The 20,339-nt window shown below is 40.1% G+C and carries 20 protein-coding genes, 2 pseudogenes and 1 riboswitch; of the genes and pseudogenes, 11 read left to right on the top strand and 11 right to left on the bottom strand.

Annotated elements, in window-relative coordinates; genetic code table 11:
• The 3 genes from JCM15074_RS24950 to JCM15074_RS13130 form a co-directional block, all read right to left on the bottom strand.
• A partial coding sequence (locus JCM15074_RS24950) for a hypothetical protein (protein WP_234400228.1) occupies positions 1–210 on the bottom strand: 210 nt, incomplete at its 3' end.
• Between the two features lie 128 nt (positions 211–338).
• Positions 339–491 carry a hypothetical protein gene (locus JCM15074_RS24355; protein ID WP_159105290.1) on the bottom strand — a complete coding sequence of 51 codons (153 nt, stop codon included), beginning with the start codon at positions 489–491 and terminating at the stop codon, positions 339–341.
• Positions 492–696: 205 nt separating this feature from the next.
• Positions 697–1,635 carry a LysR family transcriptional regulator gene (locus tag JCM15074_RS13130; RefSeq protein WP_025821610.1) on the bottom strand — a complete coding sequence of 313 codons (939 nt, stop codon included), beginning with the start codon at positions 1,633–1,635 and terminating at the stop codon, positions 697–699.
• Between the two features lie 169 nt (positions 1,636–1,804).
• Here JCM15074_RS13130 and metC point away from each other — a divergent pair, with 169 nt between their 5' ends.
• The 3 genes from metC (at position 1,805) to JCM15074_RS25265 (ending at position 3,813) form a co-directional block, all read left to right on the top strand.
• On the top strand, positions 1,805–2,986 hold the full coding sequence (gene metC / locus JCM15074_RS13125) for a cystathionine beta-lyase (protein ID WP_025821609.1): 1,182 nt from the start codon (positions 1,805–1,807) through the stop codon (positions 2,984–2,986).
• Positions 2,987–3,259: 273 nt separating this feature from the next.
• Entirely contained in the window at positions 3,260–3,688 is a 429-nt protein-coding gene (locus tag JCM15074_RS13120) for an outer membrane beta-barrel protein (RefSeq protein ID WP_084267007.1), read from the top strand.
• Positions 3,670–3,813: a hypothetical protein gene (locus JCM15074_RS25265; protein WP_084267006.1), complete on the top strand. Its 144-nt coding sequence runs from the start codon at positions 3,670–3,672 to the stop codon at positions 3,811–3,813. The genes JCM15074_RS13120 and JCM15074_RS25265 overlap by 19 nt, the downstream gene beginning before the upstream one ends.
• Before the next feature lie 72 nt (positions 3,814–3,885).
• On the opposite strand, the gene JCM15074_RS13110 is transcribed toward JCM15074_RS25265, so the two are convergent.
• From JCM15074_RS13110 to JCM15074_RS13090, 5 genes and pseudogenes are all read right to left on the bottom strand, one after another.
• Positions 3,886–5,439 (bottom strand): glycosyltransferase family protein, encoded by a 1,554-nt coding sequence (locus JCM15074_RS13110; RefSeq protein ID WP_025821607.1) that lies wholly within the window; start codon positions 5,437–5,439, stop codon positions 3,886–3,888.
• A gap of 187 nt (positions 5,440–5,626) precedes the next feature.
• Entirely contained in the window at positions 5,627–6,019 is a 393-nt protein-coding gene (locus tag JCM15074_RS13105) for a c-type cytochrome (protein ID WP_025821606.1), read from the bottom strand.
• A 7-nt stretch (positions 6,020–6,026) separates the two neighbouring features.
• Positions 6,027–6,398, bottom strand: coding sequence for a hypothetical protein (locus JCM15074_RS13100; RefSeq protein WP_025821605.1), 372 nt, complete (start codon positions 6,396–6,398; stop codon positions 6,027–6,029).
• A pseudogene (locus JCM15074_RS22150) lies at positions 6,398–7,623 on the bottom strand (sulfite oxidase). The gene JCM15074_RS13100 and the pseudogene JCM15074_RS22150 overlap by 1 nt, the downstream one beginning before the upstream one ends.
• A gap of 5 nt (positions 7,624–7,628) precedes the next feature.
• Positions 7,629–7,943 (bottom strand): c-type cytochrome, encoded by a 315-nt coding sequence (locus JCM15074_RS13090; RefSeq protein WP_234400226.1) that lies wholly within the window; start codon positions 7,941–7,943, stop codon positions 7,629–7,631.
• Positions 7,944–8,393: 450 nt separating this feature from the next.
• Between JCM15074_RS13090 and JCM15074_RS13085 the strand changes: the two genes are divergently transcribed.
• Positions 8,394–9,116, top strand: coding sequence for a YebC/PmpR family DNA-binding transcriptional regulator (locus JCM15074_RS13085; RefSeq protein ID WP_025821603.1), 723 nt, complete (start codon positions 8,394–8,396; stop codon positions 9,114–9,116).
• 46 nt (positions 9,117–9,162) lie between these two features.
• Here the strand turns inward: JCM15074_RS13085 and JCM15074_RS13080 are convergent, their stop codons facing one another.
• Positions 9,163–10,167: a LacI family DNA-binding transcriptional regulator gene (locus JCM15074_RS13080; protein ID WP_025821602.1), complete on the bottom strand. Its 1,005-nt coding sequence runs from the start codon at positions 10,165–10,167 to the stop codon at positions 9,163–9,165.
• 362 nt (positions 10,168–10,529) lie between these two features.
• Between JCM15074_RS13080 and tsgA the strand changes: the two genes are divergently transcribed.
• Together tsgA and JCM15074_RS25645 are read left to right on the top strand one after the other, a co-directional pair.
• Entirely contained in the window at positions 10,530–11,714 is a 1,185-nt protein-coding gene (gene tsgA, locus JCM15074_RS13075; RefSeq protein WP_025821601.1) for an MFS transporter TsgA, read from the top strand.
• Between the two features lie 2 nt (positions 11,715–11,716).
• Positions 11,717–12,678: pseudogene (locus tag JCM15074_RS25645) on the top strand (nucleoside hydrolase).
• A gap of 53 nt (positions 12,679–12,731) precedes the next feature.
• Here JCM15074_RS25645 and ribB read toward each other — a convergent pair.
• Positions 12,732–13,409: a 3,4-dihydroxy-2-butanone-4-phosphate synthase gene (gene ribB / locus JCM15074_RS13065; protein WP_025821600.1), complete on the bottom strand. Its 678-nt coding sequence runs from the start codon at positions 13,407–13,409 to the stop codon at positions 12,732–12,734.
• Between the two features lie 120 nt (positions 13,410–13,529).
• Positions 13,530–13,681: riboswitch (FMN riboswitch) on the bottom strand.
• A 113-nt stretch (positions 13,682–13,794) separates the two neighbouring features.
• On the opposite strand from ribB, the gene mnmC2 reads away from it, so the two are divergent.
• A complete protein-coding gene (gene mnmC2 / locus JCM15074_RS13060) occupies positions 13,795–14,484 on the top strand; it encodes a tRNA (5-methylaminomethyl-2-thiouridine)(34)-methyltransferase MnmC2 (protein WP_037469690.1) in 690 nt (229 codons plus the stop codon).
• 89 nt (positions 14,485–14,573) lie between these two features.
• Here the strand turns inward: mnmC2 and rarD are convergent, their stop codons facing one another.
• Positions 14,574–15,467 (bottom strand): EamA family transporter RarD, encoded by an 894-nt coding sequence (gene rarD / locus JCM15074_RS13055; protein WP_025821598.1) that lies wholly within the window; start codon positions 15,465–15,467, stop codon positions 14,574–14,576.
• 302 nt (positions 15,468–15,769) lie between these two features.
• On the opposite strand from rarD, the gene JCM15074_RS13050 reads away from it, so the two are divergent.
• The 4 genes from JCM15074_RS13050 to JCM15074_RS13035 all read left to right on the top strand — a co-directional run bounded on the left by JCM15074_RS13050 (position 15,770) and on the right by JCM15074_RS13035 (position 20,301).
• Entirely contained in the window at positions 15,770–17,851 is a 2,082-nt protein-coding gene (locus tag JCM15074_RS13050; RefSeq protein ID WP_025821597.1) for an OmcA/MtrC family decaheme c-type cytochrome, read from the top strand.
• A gap of 210 nt (positions 17,852–18,061) precedes the next feature.
• Positions 18,062–18,247 (top strand): hypothetical protein, encoded by a 186-nt coding sequence (locus tag JCM15074_RS13045; protein ID WP_025821596.1) that lies wholly within the window; start codon positions 18,062–18,064, stop codon positions 18,245–18,247.
• 401 nt (positions 18,248–18,648) lie between these two features.
• Positions 18,649–19,293, top strand: coding sequence for a hypothetical protein (locus JCM15074_RS13040; protein ID WP_025821595.1), 645 nt, complete (start codon positions 18,649–18,651; stop codon positions 19,291–19,293).
• Positions 19,294–19,650: 357 nt separating this feature from the next.
• A complete protein-coding gene (locus tag JCM15074_RS13035; RefSeq protein WP_464804348.1) occupies positions 19,651–20,301 on the top strand; it encodes an OmpA family lipoprotein in 651 nt (216 codons plus the stop codon).
• Positions 20,302–20,339 lie beyond the last annotated feature (38 nt).

Below are 20,339 nucleotides of genomic sequence, written 5' to 3'. Positions count from 1 at the left end.
AACAATCCATGTGATAGGTCGATGATTGTTCCATTCATAATCGACACTTCCGCCGTCCATGGCGGTCGTAGTGTGAAATCCAAGCTTAGTGCTTGAATTGAACGCGGAGAGCTTGTCTCGAAGCTGGCCATTGCCATACCCAAAGGGCATAAAAGCGCTCTTTTTATTTTCACTTTTAAAAAAGTGAACAAAACGAAGTAGAGAAGCCACCTGAATAAGGTGGCTTTTTTGCGTTTGGGCTATTTAAAATTTTAAGCCTTTGCCCATAGTGGTGGTCTTTGTAATAGGGGGCCTATCGACTTAATGTAGGTATTGCATGCCTATCTCTATCTCGGTCGTTAAATATTCCAGACAATAGCGACATTCGCCACATCCCTGTGGCTTACCCGCTCTGAGCTTGGCCAGAAATTGCATCCCTGCATTTCTGGCATTCGCCACATCCCTGTGGCTTGCCCCAGCTTTGCAACAAGTTGCTTCGCGCTACGTTTCACCTACATGCTTCGCATGTATAGCGATGAACCTTCGCCCTCATGTATCCCTTAAAGCGAGCACAAGTGCTCTGGGATAAAAGAGTGAGTGAATATCGCGTAGCGATGTGTTTATGCGCGGCATGACCGACGAATATGGGGAAACAAAGAGATCGAACGAAGTGAACTCTATAAATGATACTGATGAGTTGGATCAATATTGGCAAGATTACTCTTCAGCACGGTAACTCTTTACGCCATCAATGATCAAATTACGGAGCCAAGTGTGGCTAGGATCTTGATTGAAATGTTTATGCCAAACGAGGACATAGGCTCCTGGTTCAAGAGCTACTGGGACATCGAGACAGACAAGATCATAATTGGTGACCATCTTTTGAATATATCGACGCGGGGCACATAAGATTAAATCGCTTTGTTCACATAATTCCATTGCACAATTAAAGTCGGTCATATTGACCGCAATATCTCGATGTAGATGTTCTAAACGTAATACTTCATCGAGTAACCATTGTTCTAATCCGCCGAAGATCACCTGTAAATGACGATATTTTAGAAAGGTTTGTTGATCCCACTTTTCCTTTAATGCGGGATGATTTTTTCTGACTAAACAAACTGGATAGTCGCGGATTAATTCGCTAAAGCCTAATTCTGCCGGTAAGTTATTTACATGTATTGCTGAACGTTTATCCCATTCACGGCAAATTATGCCCATATCGATTTCGCAACGTAATAGCTTTTCCATACTGTCAAATGACCAAGTATTACTATTTATGCTGACTTGAGGCGCTTCTTTCAATAATTGCGGCAGAAAGTTGGGGTAGGTCAGTGAGTATGCTGTTTCAACAATATGCATACGAAACTTACGTTGGCTTGCAGCTGGGTTGAACGTGCTCGGACGCGTAAATTGTTCCAATCTTTGTAATACATCTCGTAACTCTGGTGCTAACTGCATGGCTCTCGGTGTTGCTTTTAGGCCATAAGCAGTGCGCTCAAACAGTTGATCATCAAAGGTCTCTCTGAGTTTATTCAGCTGTTTACTGACGGCTGATTGACTTAAATGTAATCTTGATGCTGCCGCTGTCACGCTTTGCTCTTCAAGTAATACATCTAAGACTTTGAGTAAATTGTAATCCAAAGGTTTTACTATCATGTTCAATTAAAGGCTTTGATTAATTGATGACATCATAACTGTTTTCTTCATTATTGGTGCTGGTTTCTTCTATTTGTTTTGCCAATTTAAGTGGGCAAAGTTCATTGAATGTGTTACTTAAATAGCACTATTTTATATTTGTACGACATTGATATAGGGAATATTTATGGCAATAGATAACACTAAGCTTGTGAATGTTGGGCGTTCAACCAAATTTGGAATGGGCGCAGTGAATAGCGTTATTCAGCGGGCATCATCGTTAGTGTTTGACTCTGTTGCTGATAAAAAACTGGCGACTAAGAATCGTGCTGAAGGGGAATTGTTCTATGGGCGTCGTGGTACGCTGACCCATTTCTCTTTGCAACAAGCGATGACCGAGCTTGAAGGTGGTGCAGGCTGTTATTTATATCCTTGTGGGGCTGCTGCCGTCGCTAACTCGATTTTAGCTTTTGTCGCTTGCGGTGATCACTTGTTGATGACGGGGGCTGCATATGAGCCTACTCAAGATTTTTGTCATCAGGTATTAGGTAAAATGGGCGTGACTACGACCTTTTATAATCCTACTGTAGGCGCGGGTATTCGTGACTTAATCAGACCTAATACCAAAGTGGTTTTTCTTGAGTCACCGAGTTCTATCACCATGGAAGTACAAGATGTTCCGGCGATGGTGAGCGCCATTCGTGCTGTTAATCCTGAGATTATTATCATGATTGATAATACTTGGGCTGCGGGTGTGTTATTTCAGGCTTTAGCCCATGATATCGATATCTCTATTCAAGCGGGTACAAAGTATATTGTTGGTCACTCTGATGCCATGATTGGCACTGCGGTCGCAAATGAGCGTTGTTGGGCACAGTTGCGTGAACACAGTTATTTGATGGGGCAGATGGTTGATGCCGATACTGCTTATGTGGCTGCGCGCGGATTGCGGACGATGGGGGTGCGCTTAAAGCAGCATCATCAAAGTAGTATTGATATTGCGCAATGGCTCAGTGAACGACCGGAAGTTGCACGAGTGAATCATCCTGCTTTACCAAGCTGTAAAGGGCATGAATTTTATTTGCGAGATTTCTCTGGTAGCTGCGGTTTATTCTCATTCATTTTAAATAAGCGTTTATCTGCAGATGAATTAGCGACATATTTAGATAACTTTCAGCATTTCAGTATGGCGTATTCTTGGGGCGGTTATGAATCTTTGATTTTGGCGAATCAGCCTGAAGAGTTAAATGCGATTCGTCCAGTTAATCCGGTAGACTTTACTGGCACGCTTGTCAGAGTACATATTGGTTTAGAGGATATCGCAGATCTAATTGAAGATCTTGCTGCAGGTTTTGAGCGTATTGGTTGAGGTGAGGCTTTCGTTCTCCTTTAGCAATGAATGCTAAAGGAGAGTGTATTCAATTTTTATTATACTTTTATACTAATCTAGTCAGATCTTTTACTGATTTACCACGATCAAATAGCAGTTTTTCCTATTGAGAATGTGCTACCTGTCCGATAGTATATTTATATATTTCAGGACGCTTAAATAGTTTGTATTTGAGTACGTGTTACATGGATGTGACAACCTTATTGGTGGTCATAAAGAGTTAATTTATTTTTGATTATCAGTAGGTGTTTTATGATGTTTGCTCGTTCTATTCTCCTATCTTGTTTATTTATTCCTACGCTTGCAACCGCCGCGACTAGTGATGCTGATTGGTATTCTGGTATTCAGTTTGGTCAAGGTCATTACAGTAATCTTGGTGAGTACAGTGCTGAGCGGATTGAAAACGACCGCTGGGCAGCTGGTGCTTACATTGGTTATTATTTTAATGATTATGTCAGTATGGAGTTTGGTTACCAATATTTAGGTAATGCATCGGCAACGTACACTGATGGATTAATTAACGGTGATTTTCAGCAATTGCATTTAGATGCTCGTCTTGGTTGGCCGATTGCTCAGTTTTATCCTTATGTCAAAGTCGGTGGCGCCGCTTGGGATGGTAATAGCGAAGGCTTACGTGTGGGGATGAGCAAGGCTTCTCTCCTGTGGTCGGCGGCGGTTTAGAATATCGTATGGAAAATGATTTTAGCATCCGTGTTGAGTATCAATATACAGATGAGCTTGGTGATGACACGATTGGATATGCCGATCATCATTTAACGAGCGTGGGTTTCGTTTGGGGCTTTTGATATGAGTTTGATGTATTAAAAAACGCGCTAAAATAGCGCGTTTTTTGTGTCTATAATCTGGTGGATTCAAATTTACTGATAATTCTGCTCAGCTATTTGACAAATCTTGTCGTACATTCTGGCGATTTGCTCTCGGGTCTTTAAATTTTCTAAATAGTGTTGTGTGAATATAAGCTGTTCTTGAGCTAGGTACTCCGGTACTTGCAGGGCACTGGCATAATCTAAATATTCTTGCCAGCTATTGTGTCTATGTGAGGTGGGTACAATTGAGCTAATATCGGCATAATCTAAGGTAACGACAGGGAGTTCATTTAACATTGCAGTTTGTGAATTGGTGATACCACCACTATCTTTTGGGTTTAAGTAAACATCAGCAATGGCACAAAGTGCTGCGTACTCATCGCCACTGGTATTGATTACTCGATTATCGAGACAGAATTGTTGAGCGAACAACTGATTGAGCTCAATTGGCTCTGGGCCTGCAAAAAGAATATGATTTTGTGGGTGTTGTTCTAATAATTGTTCACATACCGAAATAAATTCAGGGCTCAACTCTTCACTATTTTGTTCATAAATCACGAGGTAGATGAAGCTATTAGACATCAGCCCATATTGCGCTTTATCAACGGTTTGGATCGGTTTTCCTTCTGGAGCAATGATAGTGCATTCTGCAAAAAAGTCATGGTGGTGGAAGCGATTTGCCAACGACTGAGCCTTAGCATCAAATAGATTGGTGGCAATAAAGTAGCAATCGCAATGGGCAAAAGGTACCGAAATATCAGTTGATGCAAATAATGACGGATAAGTTTGGTAGATCATATCTTGAACTAATAGATTCTCACCGTGTGAAATTACCGCGTCGATATCGAGCTTTTTTAAGGTATCGAGAATATCTAATATTTTACGGCTCGACATGGGTTCAGGTTTAAATGTCAGTAACCTAATTTTTTGTTGAGTAAACTGCATATAGTCGATATTGAGTTCTTGATAGTCAACATGCTCGTCATAATTATTAAAATTAACCGGATGAATAATTTTACTCTGATTATGGTAAGACAACCCGTTGGTATTGATGATAAATGTTTCACAGTCATGATAATTATCAAGATGGCAAGCTAGATTCACTGCTTCACGGGTGGGACTATTACGCATGCCTAAAATTTGTGGGCTAAGAATGGCCACTCTTTTTATCTGCTTTACTTTTTTAGGTTGCATATAACCATATTGTTTGAACCATGCGCGGGTATTGCTAGAGATGGTATCAAACAGATTGCGAAGATTATCGATTTTACCTTGGTGCTCATTGTGGCTATAGAGTCGATAATATAAATTCCAGTAGATCTCATAAAATTGTGCCGGGCTGGTATGCGATGGCAAGGTTTGAGTGATCTTCTCTATAAATCGTCCTTCTTGAGTTAAATCATATAAAAATAGATACAGTGCTTGAGGGCTATCGAGAGTAACTGGCGCATGGAGATAATGTTCAATTAACTCATTGGTTTGAATAGGTAGTAATTGTGCGTAAGCTTTTTCTATGGTGGTCACATATTGATTGATGGGCTTGGGCAGCTTGGCTTCAATAAAAATCAGATCAATTGCTAAAATGATATCACTCACGTTTCGCATACTATTTCCCTATATATAGCGCGTTAAGTTATCCGTAACTTAGTTATTAAAATTGAGTTAGCTATGCTTGCGATGTCGCTGAAAAATAACCCGTTCTCATGGTAGGTGATTAATCAGTATAAGTCCATTTTTTGTCCTGTTGGGGAATGCGTTAAAGCGTCATATGACGCTTTAACGCTGCTTGCAGCTATTTATTTAATTGTAGTGGAGGTTGTTGGCTGTAATACCATGCGACGTCTTTAATATTGGCATCTGACAAACTGGCTGCCTGCATTTGCATGATAGGATCTTGGCGTTTCCCCTGTTTGAAATCCAATAACGTTTTAATTAAATAAGCGGGTTTTTGACCATATAGACTTGGGTAGTTAGGCATCATCGTCAGCATTGTCTTACTGTGACAAGCAATACAACGTGTTTGTGCCAGCTTTTCACCTTGGCTTATATTTACCTCGTGTGCCATTAATGTAGCTGGCACTTCAGTATTAAGCTTTTCTAAGGCTGTATTTAATGATGCTGTCTCATTGGCTAATGCGGAGAATGGTAAAGCACAGATCAGCATTAACCCCATTTGTTTGTTCATAAAAGCCTCATTTTGATTCGGGTAGTGCGGGCTGTTGTTCAGAGCTCAGTGGCTGACGTCTAAACTTGCTCATATCCATCTCTTTTTCATCATAGTAAGTAGATAGATAGCTCAAAACAGGTTCCCATGTATCCGATAAATCCCATAATCCTTGGGTATCAATCATCCACTGAATCGTTGCTTGCCAGACTTCTTTGTCTCCCGGATTTTGTGGGATGAGTAAACTGGTATGACAGGCATTACATTGATAATTTACGATTTCCCAACCTGGCGCCATAATAAGACCTGAGGCCTTATCTACGGGATATTCTTGGGCTTGCGCCCATGCACAGGCAGTAATCGCAATCACTGCTGCGATAATGGCTCGAGTCTTAATCATTACACCACCCTTACCGCAATGCGGTGGCAACCATTAAATAGATACCCCTTAGGTTCCATTGTGGTTGTACGACGGGTTGAGTAAGACCTGCTTCATCGGTTGCTCGTGCCCATAACTCATAATAACCTGCTTGCGGAAGGTCTAAATCAATTTGCCATTGTTGCCATGCGGTTTGGTTAACTGGGCGAGTGAGTTTAGCTTTATGCCAAGTTGCGCCATAGTCATAACTGACATCAACCCGTTCAACATCACGCAGCCCTGCCCATGCATGACCTCGTAAGTTAATGGTTTTACCTGATTTAAATTCGGTACCTGTTTGTGGGTGCGTGATCAATGATTTGACGATCATCTCTTCAATAATCTTAAAGTCCTTATTATCGACCTTTTCGCCTGGCGCTACCGGATAGTTAGGTACTTGATAGGCTGGCGCCCCCATTTTGGGACCATCATGAATTTTATTGCGGATGCTCATACCTGTGGTGCTTTTATGCGATACCGAGCCTGGACGCCCACCATAAACGATACGTAGCGGATATCCGTGCATATATGGGATGGGCTCGCCATTCATTGCCCATGCAATGAGTGCGTTATCATTAAGTGCTGCTTCAATTGGTACGCCGCGTGATATAGCAGGGCCTTTACCACTTAAATGCATATCTACGCCGTGGTGACCGGTATAAACGGCATCATCTTTAACACCGCAATCTTCGAGTACATCTTTAACTAAGACACCTGTCCATTCTGCACAAAATACGGCAGAGTTACTCCATTGATTACCCTTAGTATTAGGATAAAACTCACTACGGCTATTACCACCACATTCAAGGGTCAGTTGTAGGGTGTGGGTCTTAAACTTCTTTTTTAGTTCAGCAATCGTATAGGTTTTAGTTTGTTTCGCTGACTCACCGTCAACAGTAAATGTCCATTTATCAACATCGATATTGGCAAAATCAGGTAATTTACCATTCCAACGAATAAACGCGACATCTGCAGGAGTGGTTACTGGATCAAGCATATGCTCTGCTGGAAAGGCATTTAATGGGTTGGTATTAAGCACTTTAAAGTAGCTTGGTAAGTCTTGAGCTTGGTCCCACGTTAATGATGACACATCAAGTGGCTCAAAGCCTTCAGGCCTGTTGGCGGCAAAAACCCAATTAATAGGTAGCATTGTGGCGACAGAGGTGGCAATAGCCCCTTTTAAAAATACACGTCTATCCATTGCCATAATTATTATTCCTTTGTTGATGCTTGATTGAAATATTGTGTTAATTTACTGATATCTTCATCGTTGAGTAATCTTGCAACTTTGGTCATGGTGATATCTTGGCGTTGGCCGGACTTGAAGTTGATCAGTTGGGCTTCAAGATATTGGCTATTTTGCCATTGTAAGTTGGGAATTGAGCTAAATGGGCTCTCACCTGTTACACCATGGCAAGCAACACACATATTGCGTAATTTGTTATATTGATTTTCTTGTGCCGTTAATGGGCTTGATAGGCATACAAAACTTAAGACAAAGACGCCAAGTTTCATCCATGTATTCATGGCCGCTTCCTTTTAATTCATTCCTCTTAGGGAATAATGTTCCTATTGGTTGATTGAAGAAATATTAGTTACCGTTATTAAATTGAATGCCGCTAATATTGACACTGGTTAGTGTCATTAAAATGGCTGAATGTTATCGGTAAGTTAATAAATGTTATTTTATAATTTATATTTAACAAACTGGATAATTGTAAAAAAGTGAACTAAATCACTTAATATTTAAGGGGAAAGTTGTAGTTGTTTAGTGAATATCCAATTGTTAGCCTTTATTTAAATTAACACTTGTATTTGTGTATGTTTGTATCGTCATGGTTATCGTTGCATATGTTTAAATTGCTGGATGTTTTCAGCTTGCTATGATTGCGCTAGATTACGGCTTGATGCTCGCTTTATTCGGTCAATTTCTGTTAGAATTAAGGCCATTTTCTTATGTATTGAGATGGGACTAAGATGGGTCGCGCGTATCAAAACCGTAAAGAGTCAATGGCTAAAACAGCTACACAAAAAACCAGAATTTACTCAAAGTACGGTAAAGAGATTTATGTTTGTGCTAAACAAGGTGGGGTAGAACCTGATGGCAACCTTTCTTTGCGCCGTTTAATTGAGCGTGCAAAGAAAGATCAAGTACCTGCACATGTAATTGAACGTGCGATTGATAAAGCTAAAGGTGCTGGTGGCGAAGACTATGAAGTGGCTCGCTACGAAGGTTTTGGTCCTGGTAACACCATGATTATTGCTGACTGTTTAACTGATAACGTTAAACGTACCTTTACTGAAGTTCGCCAAGCATTTGTTAAGAATGATGCGAAGCTAGGTGGACCTGGTACTGTAGGTCATATGTTTGAACACCAAGCCGTATTTGTGTTTGCTGGTGAAGATGACGAAGCTATTTTAGAAATTTTAATGATGGCAGATACTGATGTATCTGACGTTGAAGTTGAAGATGGTATGGTGAGCGTATTTGCGCCTATTACTGAGTTCAATAAAATTAAAACAGCATTAACCAATGCAATGCCTGACATTCATTTTGAAATGGAAGAAATCACTTTCGTGCCACAAACGATGACTGAAGTGACTGGCGAAGATATCGAAGCATTTGATAAGTTTATCGCTGCATTAGAAGATTGTGATGATGTGCAAAACGTATATCACAATGCTGAAATTAAAGACTAATTAGTCTATTTTAGAGATTAATGCCAGTCAAATGACTGGCATTTTTTTATGCTGATTTTCTTACGACTAAGCTTGGTGATATGGAAATTGTGACATCTTGGACACCATGTTCAATTTTATTAATCATTCCTTGCACCGCTTGATCGCTTAGTTCTGTAAGTGATAAATCAATGGTCGTTAGTGGTGGGTAAGCAATTTCTGCAGCATTAATATTGTCATAGCCGATAACCGCTAGATCGCGTGGAATGTGTAGGCCTAAATCATGCGCAGCGTTTTGCATACCTATAGCCATTAAATCGTTATGACAAAATACTGCTGTGGGGCGTGGTGATAAATTGAGTAGTTGACTCATGGCTTGATAACCTGACTGATAAGAAAAGTCTCCTGTCATAACGGTAGCAATTGGGCATTGCTTATCAGTAAGAGCTTGCTCAAAGCCATGTAATCTATCTTTAATCGCTTGCAGTGCAATATTGCCAGTAACACAGGCGAGGTGCTGATGACCTTGAGCTGCTAAGTATGTGCCCGCAATATAACCGCCATTATAGTTATTAAGCTCTAAATGGCTGCTGCCACACTGGGTATGAACAGTATGGTGATCGAATGAAATCCCAACGATCGGCATTGCTGCAATGTTATCTATTATAGTGGCATTATCATCGTCATTAATTGATAAGAAGATGATACCTGCAACTTTGCCATAAAGAAGTCCAACAAAATCCGCAAGTTTTTGCTGATCCTCATTAATACGGGTAAAGCAAGACAACATAGTGTAACCCTGTTTTAAACAGGCTTGCTCTAATTCCATGATTAATTCTGAGAAAAATGGGTTTTTCTCTACTAATCCGATCACTCCTATGCTCTTGAGTCCTTGATTTGCAGTCTTTAGTGATGCAGCTAAGCCATTATGACGATAGCCTAAATGATTAATGGCTTTGAGGACTTTCTCTTTAGTTTCTGCTTTTACTGGTTTGCTATTGTTGATCACGAAAGAAACGGTGGTGATTGAAACTTGAGCAAGCTTGGCAACATCTTTAATTGTAGGTTTCATAGGGGTGAGATTATTCCGTCAGTGTGGTTATTAAATAGGGCTGATGGCTTTAGTGCAAGTAGATATTGTTGATACTTTGCTTGAGTACATGACTTAGTTGATCATAGTTACAATAGGTTTAACGTTAAACCTATTGTAACAAGATTACAGAATTAAGTCTTATATTCAGATTTTATATTTTAATATGAAAGTTTATTACCTAAAAACACTGGTATATGGCTAATTTATTGAATTTTAACGATTAAAATGTTTGTGATCGCGATCGATATATCTACAATTAGATAAATACCTCATGCTTGTTTATTTGTATTATTAGTTAAACGTTTTACCTACTTATAATAACTCCTACAGAGGGTATACAAATGAATGGCAATAAGGTGTTAATAACTGCTGTTGCTTTTTTAAGTTATATGGTGATGGCTGGTCTGTTGACACAAATAGGTATTGTGATTGGGCCTATGGCACAACATTATGCCATTAGTACCACAGAAGCCGCTTCAATGTTCTCGTTTCTTACTGGTGGTACTTTAATTGGTACTTTTTTAGCGATGGTAATTTTTGATAAATTGCCGATTAGTCGAGTTTTTCAAGTTCTCTATATTCCTTTAATTCTAGCTTTAATCATTCTTGTGAGTAGTAACCATGTGGTGGTTGCTTGCTCTATGCTGGTGGTAATAGGGATTGGCTGTGGCACAGGCTTATCTGCCGGCGCCGTGATTTTGTCGAAAACCTATAACGATAACCAACGTGCATCTGCATTTATTGGTACTGATTGTGCTTTTAGTGCGTCTGGCTTTATTTTTCCATCATTAACCTCTGCATTAATTGCTGCAGGAATTGCTTGGAATTTTGGTTTTGCAGCAGTGAGTTTTGCGGCTGTTTTGGTATTACTAGCGACCTTATTTGTTAAATTTCCTAAGGTAACTAAACAAGAAACTCAAGTTGAAAGCAGTGGTGAGAGCGTTAACATTTGGCAACCTCGAGTGTTTATTGTGGGCGCAGCGCTATGTGTTTACTTATTAACTCAAGGCACCTTCTTAACTTGGGCACCAAGTTACTTACAATCTGAATTTGGCTTAGCTGCTGATGCTTCTGGCGCGGCGGTAGGTAACTACTGGGGACCTTCTGTATTTGGTTTAATCACTGCGGCTATCTTAGTGAACTTTGTTTCAGCTAGGATCTTATTGGTGACAGTAACCCTAATTGGTATTGGTATTAGCTACACACTATTTAACCTAAATTCTTCTGAGCAGTTCTTAATGGTGACATTAGGCCTAGGTTTCTGTACTTCATGTATGTACAAGATTGGTATTTCTGTGGGTTCACAGCAGATAGACAACGCACCACCAAGACTTGTGACCTTTTTATTATGCTGCGGTACTGTGGGTAGTACTTTAGCTCCTGCATTATCGGCACAAGCGGTAGAAGCGTTTGGTGTGCAAAGTGCGATGTTATTGACTGTGGTGGGATTCACGGTAGTGGCTAGCTTGTTTATTAGCTGTTTAATTTTAGAAAAACGTCAAGCAATGACGTTATGTAAGGCATAATCATGAGTGAAAAATTAAAAGTAATTTTTGATACAGATCCTGGTATTGATGATGCGATGGCGATGTTATTTGCTCATGCAAGTGACAAGATTGATTTGGTCGGTATAACAACTGTATTAGGTAATGCCACTATTGAGAATGCTACCCGTAATGCCCAGTTGATTAAGGCCATGTTTGGTTTAACTGCAACGATTGCTAAAGGCGCAGATCAGCCACTAGTGATTGAAGCTGAGCCAGCAACAACATTTGTGCATGGTGATAATGGTCTAGGTGATATTGCGATTCCTGATATTGAGCTAGCGCCGATTGATGAGCGCCATGCTTGTGATTATATCATTGATATGGTTCACCAATATCCAAATCAGATCTGCTTAATTGCTGTGGGTCGTTTAACCAACATCGCGTTAGCGATGATGAAAGATCCAAGTATCATTCCATTAGTGAAGCAAGTCGTTATCATGGGCGGGGCAATGGGGCATAACGGCCATACAGGTAACGTGAGTCCATTTGCTGAAGCCAATATTATTGGCGATCCACATGCCGCTGATATGGTGTTTGGTGCTAGCTGGCCATTAACATGGTAGGTCTAGATGTAACTCAAGAAGTGCGAATGAATAGTGACTATCTACAGCAGCTTGTTAAGCATAGTGGTGCGGGTCAATTCATTTGGGATATTACTCGTTTTTATCAAGCGTTTCACACTCAGTCAGCTGGCTTAGATTGCTTCTATGTCCATGACTCATCAGCTATTGCTTATGTGATTGCACCTGAGTTATTTGAAACTAAGCAGGGGCCTATTCGAGTTTTAACCGAAGGTCCGGCAATGGGTTATACCTTAATGAAGCCAAGTGAACGTTGGTATCCTGTTGATGGCTGGCAAGATAGACCGGCTCAAACCGCTTGTATTGGCGTTAACAGTGCCGCTTTCTTAGACCTTTATTTCAACACCTTAGCTAATATTTAATGATAAAAAGCCCGCATAATTCAGCGGGCTTTTTATTGGTTCGAGTATTAAAGTTAACTTGCCACAGCATCAACGCTATGTGGAATTAACTCAGGGTGCGCCAAGCGATAACTGACTAAATCCTCAATAGTGACCACTGGCATATTGTGTTGCTGGCCAAAGCGCATCACTTCAGGTAAGCGTGCCATAGTGCCATCTTCATTGGTGAGTTCGCAAAGTACCCCATAAGGTTTCATGCCCGCAAGACGCATTAAATCCACTGTCGCTTCAGTATGACCGCGGCGTGCTAATACGCCATTAGCATTCGCTTTAAGTGGAAATACATGGCCGGGATGCGCTAAATCACTTGGCTTAGCGTCATCAGCAATGGCTTTCATAATCGTGGTGACACGATCTGCTGCCGATACCCCAGTAGTAACTCCGCTAGCCGCTTCAATACTGATGGTGAAACCAGTTTGATTGGCGCTGGTGTTATTAGCAACCATCATAGGTAAGGCTAATTGTTGCACTCGAGCTTCAGTTAAGCATAAACAAACGATGCCTGAGCATTCACGTATGAGTAGTGCCATCTGTGCTGGTGTTAATGTTTGCGCGGCAAAAATAATATCGCCTTCATTTTCACGATCCTCATCATCAACAACTAAGACACCTTGGCCTTGTTTGATGGCATTAATCGCATTGATGACGCGTTGGTGTTGCTCACCGTAAAGATTTGCTAAAGACTGATCCATGGTATGACTCCTCGTCACAAAATTACCTAGATCAGGGCATAGAAAGTGAACGTATATCGACAGATACACGCAAAAACAGCACCTATTAACAAGCTATTCAAGCTTATGATAAGGTGCTGATTTCATTCTCTTCCATCCGGACTCTAACCGTCGGCTCTGGAATTACACCAGATCTGCTGTCCCTAATGGTTGTTGCTTGCATTAGGCGCTCGCGGCTTAATCTCATTGATCTTACCGCCGGTGGGGAATTTCGCCCCGCCCTGAGAATATATGTCGACTTTTCGACCCGTTATTATTTGATTATTTTTACTCATAATTCAAGTAATTATTTTGAGTTACTAAGCTGTTGTTTATAATCGTAGATACGCTGATTTTATATACAGATATGAAAGTGAATAATATTAAAGTATTGATGACAAAAGATGGTTCTCATACCTTGCTTAATATTGCTTTGAACGAGAGTTATCACGCTCATAATGGTGCGCTTAGTGAATCTAAGTATGTTTATATTCAAGCGGGCTTGATGACTCAATTAGCATTAAAGAAACAGCTCAATATTGTCGAAGTTGGTTTCGGTACTGGTCTCAACACTATTCTTACTTTAGCTGAAGCTATAAAGCAAAATGCTACTATTCATTATACCAGTATTGAACCTGTGCCATTGTCATTGGCGTTAATTGAACAGCTTAATTATGGTCAATGGCTAACACCTAAATTGGCCGAGTTATATTTGGCTATTCATCAAGCCCCATGGGAGCAAGATGTGGCCATTACGGCTAATTTTGTATTGCATAAATATAGGGGGGAATTTGAACAGTTTGAGTTTGTCGGTCAGCAAACGGATCTTATCTATTTTGATGCATTTGCCCCTAATAAGCAGCCTGAAATTTGGCAATTAGCCAATATGCAAAAATGCGCACAGTTATTGGTAGCAGATGGTATGTTGGTGTCTTACTGTGCTAATGGGCAATTTAAGCGTAATTTGAAAGCAGCAGGTCTAATCGTTAAACCTTATCCTGGGGCGCTTGGGCGCCGAGAAATGACCCGTGCTTATCAGCAAGTCGTTAAATATTAAGTGTGTGAAATTGAGTTAAGGCTTAGAGCAGCACTTACACGCAGAAACAAAAGCCAGCATTAGCTGGCTTTTGTATTATACCAATGAGATTAAGCATGGACATGCTTAGCTTTACGTCTTGGCATGCTCTCTATACTGCAGAGAATGAGTCCTAGCCAAATCATGCTAAAACTAATGGCCTTAGTGGTATCAAAAATCTCTGAAAATAGAAATACAGCTAATAAGAATTGTAAACTTGGTTCAATATATTGCATTAAGCCGACCATGGTTAAACTGGTACGTTGAATGGCTAAGGCAAAAAAGATCAATGGTAAAATAGTGACTGGAGCAGAACCAATATAAAGTAATAATTCAGTAGTCGAGCCATTGAGTGCATGGCTATTTCCATTGAACCATAACCAACCAAAATAAATAACAGCGAAAGGTAATAGTACCGCTGACTCCACCATTACTGAGGTGAAGCTGTCATATTTGATATGTTTTTTTAATAATCCATAAATCGCAAAAAAACTACCCATGATCAGTGAAATCCAAGGTAATGATCCATATTGATAGACTTGATAACTAATACCAATAATACCTAGAAATACTGCGGCTTTTTGCGCGAGGGATAATTTTTCTTTAAGAAAAATCACCGCTAATGTAATCGCAAATAGGGGGTTAATAAAGTATCCCAGACTCGCAGCTAGTATCTGACCATGAGTCATCGCCCATGTAAAAGTATACCAAGACACTGACATGACTAAGCCTGCTATTAAACAAAATAATAAGGACTTTTTATCTGCCATAATTTGTTTGATTGGTGCAATATTTCTGCGCAATAACCAAGCAAATAGATACATAAATGGAATGGTAAAAATAATACGCAATGCCAGTAATTCATTAGTATCTGCATTAGGTAAGTATTGATAATAAAGCGGCAGAATTCCCCACAAAATGAAAGAGATTGCGGCGAGCATATTGCCCTGAGTTGCAGTTTTCATAGTTAATTTTATTACAGCTGATTAATGACAGAAATGGTGTTGGGAGTGTCACTATTTTAACAGTTAATTGATATTTGTTGCTAATAAAATAATCAAAGAATAATTAATAAAGGGATAGCAAATTAATGAATGTTTAAATTACTCATTGGTTGTTTATTATGTGTATTTATAATTATTAAAATAAGATTATTAATAAGTGAAATTTGTGTTTAATAATTTGAATTCGATCAATTTAAATAACTAATCTAAATTTTATGATTGCATATGTTCAAGGTGAACATTCTCTAATGGGAAATACACATATGCATAAAAAAAATAAGATAGCGTTAATATTGTCAACGGCATTAGTTGTTGGCTTATCAGGATGTGGTGACGATGGTAAAGATGGTGAGCCGGGCACTCCTGGCGGTGTTGGAATGCAAATTGATATGGCTAATGAGGCGGTCGCAACAATCACTTCTGCAGATTATAGCAATGGTGTTATTACGGTTAATTTCGAATTAACCAACGATAGTGGTGTAGGCCTCTATGGGTTAACGGGTAACAATAAATACCATGATTTTAGATTCTCATTTGCGCAGTTACAGCAAGCAGATGATTCAGAACTTAAGCAATGGCATTCATTACTCAATAATATCACCAATGATGCCGGTACAACATTTGAGCAAGGCTTTGAGTCGATTAAAGATTGTATTGAATGTTTGCAAGATCATAATGACGGTAGTTATAGCTACCAATTTAAAACCAACTTATTAGCAATTAACGATCCAGCTGGCGTGGTGTTTGATCCAACGCTGACGCAACGTATTGCGATAGAGATGCAGTTTGAATATGCCAATGGTCATGAACTGGCAGAAAATGCTCATTTTGATTGGATCCCGAGTACCAATGCGCGTCAAGGTGTGGCAACACGCGATTTAGTGAGGATGAAGACATGTTACACCTGTCACCAACCTGATAGCTTAAAAGCACACGGTGGTCGCCGTTTAGATATGGAAAACTGCCAGTCTTGTCATAATCCAATCGTTAGTGATCCTAAAGGCGTATCGGTTGAGTTAGGTCATATGATCCATGCGATTCATATGGGAAAAGATCGTGTGGGTCAGGATGTGAATGGTGATGCAGTTGCTATGCCATATACCATTGCTGGTTATGGTGGTGACCATGCATTCGATTATCCAGCATTCCCGACTAAACCTGCGATGGATTGTACTGCATGTCACGTTAATGACGATGAACTTGCAGATAAAGATCTTTGGTTAACGCATGCCAATGGCAATGCCTGTGTGGGCTGTCATACTGCAACACCAAAAGAGCATAAAAATGTAATCATTCCTGAAGGTAAGGCTTGTGCGGAATGTCATACAAATGTGGATCATCTCCAGACCAAAAAGCCATTTGAAGGTGGTGAAGCTTATGAGGTCATGATTGAAGATGTGGTGGTGAATGCTGATAACATCTCATTCTCTGCTTATGCGGTGAGTCCTGATGGCACTGTGGTGACAGGTGAGCAACATTTTGCTCAAGGTTATACTGCACCAGTATTCCAAATCTCTTGGGATATTGAACATGATCATCCAATGGGATCGAGCCCATGGGAGCGTGAAATTGAATTTACCAATAAGGCTGATGCCGTTTATAAAATTCCGGCAGATGGTAAGTTTGTTGTGACTAATCATGCGATGACTATTCCTGCTGGTGTCTCAATCGAAATTTTACCTATTTTTAGTGTTTGCTTTGATAAGAACGCGCAAGCAATCGCTTGTGATAGCGACAAGATGTTAGGTAAGGCATACATTAAATCAGTCCCTTATCGTCAATATGTGGATGACAAAGTCGTAGCACGCCGTGACATCATTGATGGCGCTAAATGTACTGCCTGTCATGGTCCTGAAATTCGTCATAAGATGAATGGCATTGAATCATGTGCAGCTTGTCATACTAGCGACCAAGGGATCTCGAATGATGGCAGTGATGCCGAGCCGCAAATGCGCGCTACCGGTCTAGCGTGGAAAGTCCATCGCGCCAAAGGTCACTTTAATCCAAGTAAGTGGGGTGGTTCAGGCACTATCTTAAAAACAGATTGTGAAACTTGCCATATCACTAAAGAGGGTAAAGTGACTGGTATTGCGTTAGGTCGTTCAACCACGGGACGAGTTTATACTTTCCCTGAGAAAGCGGGAATTGATAATACCTTCTACGCCTCTGCTGATGCGGGCTCATGTTTAAGCTGTCACTGGGGCCATGAAAGCCCATCAATGTTAGCTCATATTGAAGCGAATGGCGGTTACTATGGTCCAGAGATTGAGGAAGCACAAATGGCAACGGAAGCCTGCTCTGTATGCCATAGCCCTGACAAGCTAATGCAAGTGCATGGTCATTAACCTTTAAGTTAATACCGCTGACAAAACCACGGCCTAAGCGTGGTTTTTTTATGGAAAAATCGGAGCAACTTGTGTGCTTATTGGCAAAACCGATCATTTCAATCGATTTTTATAAAAATTAACTTGAGTCATTTGCGCATATCAATTAATCTACATGAAAGTGATAATTATTATCATTTGAGTGATTTGTTTAATATGGAGATAGTTCACATGAGTGCAAGAAAAGCAGGTTTATATAACGTATTGATGTCTATTGGTTTTGCATTTTTATTAGTGATCATGTCACTGGCAGTTGAGGACAGGGAATTTGTGGTGACCTCAATGCTAGTGCTTCTCAGTGTATGGAGCGTGCCTTTTATTTGGTTAGTGATCCAAACTCAACGCGCCCTTGATTAATACATTCTAATCGCAATTGGGTTGATGTCATCTCCTCATCAACCCTAATGTCATGCCAAGCTGCCTATCTGATTGTTTCATGCCGCTCTAGTTACCCGCCCATATTAAAGCTCAATAAATCTAAATAAAGCCTGCTCATTTATAATATAGCCATCATCCTTATGGTATTTTTTATTATAAGCTATTGTTTAATTAGGATTTTATTGAAATAGTTACAAGTAGATATTTTTGTGATTATGGGGTTATCAATCATATCTACGCTTCTTTATTAACGTGACGGTTGCCACGCTTTTCACATTGATTCATTTTCTTGTTTGCGCGCTTGCTATTATTGGTCAACAGACGCTCATTTTATTATGGGTGTCATGATAAATACGTTTCATGATAAATACGAAGGAGAAATGAACATCGACGTTTCAACTATACCGCTTGCTCCTATTGCAACTGTTGTCGCAGCATTAATTACAGCGCTTATTGCTTATATAAATCTCACTTTGAGTAAAGAGCAAAAGACTTCTGAGTTTAGGCAAGCTTGGATAGATGGGTTAAGGAACGATCTTGCTGCATTTTTCTCATCTGCACGTGCCCTTTGCCGAGTTATGCAAGAAGCCCGTAGCTCACATGCCTCAGATGAAGATGTAATAGGGTTTAGGTTCAGTAAAGAGCAAGTGGGCAAGATGCGATTTGATGGAGCAGAAGCATTATATCGTATAAAGCTCAGATTAAATCAAAATGAACCTGAGCATATGGAGCTCAATCGGTTGCTGGATTCTGCTACAACTATCCAAAACCAAATAAACATCGAAAAGGGTCAAGATTATAGCAAAGCAATTGAGGCTATCGAGCGTGCATCTTCATTCTCACAAACTATTCTAAAGAGTGAATGGGAGAGAGTAAAACGCGGCGAAAAAGCATTTAGAATAACTAAAAACTGGATAATGCCAATAATTATGATTATTTCATTGGTGTTTATATCAACCTTGGTATTCAACTCAACCGAAACTAACAAATCAATGCAGCCGACCGCTGGTGCGTCGGCTGATTGAAGCGTTACCGTATATCAGCTTGCCATACTTTCCCTAATAAGAGTCATCACTTTAAGAGCGTTGACTCCAAGTAATTCCTATCCAAAACTGCGTTTAAAAATGCCCAAACTTTATAATGGTCGTGCACTCGTTTGCTGTTTTATTTCCCTGTCTCATTATCGCTATCAAGATTTTATTTATCAGAGTTAAGATTCTGAATTTAAGCAGTGACGAATGCCGCTGAAAATAGCAACTTCAATTAATTTGGGTATAATGTGACGCAACTGTCAATTTATCTTACTCAAGACTATTGACGCAGTAGTTATATGCCTTTGGCATACAGAGGAAAACATGTCGAAAAGTTTAAAGTTAAAAGCAATGGGCTGCATGTTAGTTGCAGGCTCAATGGTGTTATCTGGTTGTTCAACCGTTAATCCTTATACCAACGAACAACAAACTGCATCTTCTACTAATGGCGCTTGGATTGGTGCATTAGCTGGCGCAGCTGTAGGTGTATTGTCTTCAAGCAAGCATGACCGCGGCAAAGGTGCTTTAATTGGTGCCGCTTCTGGTGCTGCTCTTGGTAGTGGTATTGGTTACTACATGGATGTACAAGAGACTAAATTACGCCAGCAACTTCGTTCAACTGGTGTTAGCGTAACTCGCCAAGGTAATAACATTGTACTGAATATGCCAAATGAAATTACCTTTGGTGTGGATCAGTCACACTTAAACCCTGCAGCTGAAAAAGTATTAGTTAGCGTGGCATTAGTAGCAAAAGAGTACCAAAAAACTCAGTTAAACGTACTTGGTTTTACTGATAGTACTGGTAAGGCTGACTATAACTTACGCCTATCTCAAGTGCGTGCAGATTCTGTGGCAAACTTCTTATTACGCCAAGGCATTAACGTTAATCGCGTTGCGACTCGAGGTATGGGCGAGGAGCAACCGATTGCTTCTAACCAAACTGCACAGGGCCGTGCTGAAAATCGCCGTGTTGAGATTGTATTGACACCGATTGGTCAATAATCATTTTAAAGTGATTGTAAAAAGGCAGCTTAATAGCT

Source organism: Shewanella marina JCM 15074, from assembly GCF_000614975.1.
Lineage (GTDB): Bacteria > Pseudomonadota > Gammaproteobacteria > Enterobacterales > Shewanellaceae > Shewanella > Shewanella marina.
The sequence above is the reverse complement of the archived record's forward strand: the minus strand, read 5'-3'. Positions and strand labels throughout refer to the sequence as shown.

Excerpts from the sequence above, each read along its gene's own strand:
- JCM15074_RS13085 (WP_025821603.1), top strand. The coding sequence starts at position 8,394 with ATGGGTCGCGCGTATCAAAACCGTAAAGAGTCAATGGCTAAAACAGCT.
- JCM15074_RS13110 (WP_025821607.1), bottom strand. The coding sequence starts at position 5,439 with ATGCGAAACGTGAGTGATATCATTTTAGCAATTGATCTGATTTTTATT.
- tsgA (WP_025821601.1), top strand. The coding sequence starts at position 10,530 with ATGAATGGCAATAAGGTGTTAATAACTGCTGTTGCTTTTTTAAGTTAT.
- JCM15074_RS13080 (WP_025821602.1), bottom strand. The coding sequence starts at position 10,167 with ATGAAACCTACAATTAAAGATGTTGCCAAGCTTGCTCAAGTTTCAATC.
- JCM15074_RS13105 (WP_025821606.1), bottom strand. The coding sequence starts at position 6,019 with ATGAACAAACAAATGGGGTTAATGCTGATCTGTGCTTTACCATTCTCC.
- JCM15074_RS13040 (WP_025821595.1), top strand. The coding sequence starts at position 18,649 with ATGAACATCGACGTTTCAACTATACCGCTTGCTCCTATTGCAACTGTT.
- JCM15074_RS13120 (WP_084267007.1), top strand. The coding sequence starts at position 3,260 with ATGATGTTTGCTCGTTCTATTCTCCTATCTTGTTTATTTATTCCTACG.
- metC (WP_025821609.1), top strand. The coding sequence starts at position 1,805 with ATGGCAATAGATAACACTAAGCTTGTGAATGTTGGGCGTTCAACCAAA.
- mnmC2 (WP_037469690.1), top strand. The coding sequence starts at position 13,795 with ATGAAAGTGAATAATATTAAAGTATTGATGACAAAAGATGGTTCTCAT.
- JCM15074_RS13050 (WP_025821597.1), top strand. The coding sequence starts at position 15,770 with ATGCATAAAAAAAATAAGATAGCGTTAATATTGTCAACGGCATTAGTT.
- rarD (WP_025821598.1), bottom strand. The coding sequence starts at position 15,467 with ATGAAAACTGCAACTCAGGGCAATATGCTCGCCGCAATCTCTTTCATT.
- JCM15074_RS13035 (WP_464804348.1), top strand. The coding sequence starts at position 19,651 with ATGGGCTGCATGTTAGTTGCAGGCTCAATGGTGTTATCTGGTTGTTCA.
- JCM15074_RS13100 (WP_025821605.1), bottom strand. The coding sequence starts at position 6,398 with ATGATTAAGACTCGAGCCATTATCGCAGCAGTGATTGCGATTACTGCC.
- JCM15074_RS13045 (WP_025821596.1), top strand. The coding sequence starts at position 18,062 with ATGAGTGCAAGAAAAGCAGGTTTATATAACGTATTGATGTCTATTGGT.
- JCM15074_RS13090 (WP_234400226.1), bottom strand. The coding sequence starts at position 7,943 with ATGAATACATGGATGAAACTTGGCGTCTTTGTCTTAAGTTTTGTATGC.
- ribB (WP_025821600.1), bottom strand. The coding sequence starts at position 13,409 with ATGGATCAGTCTTTAGCAAATCTTTACGGTGAGCAACACCAACGCGTC.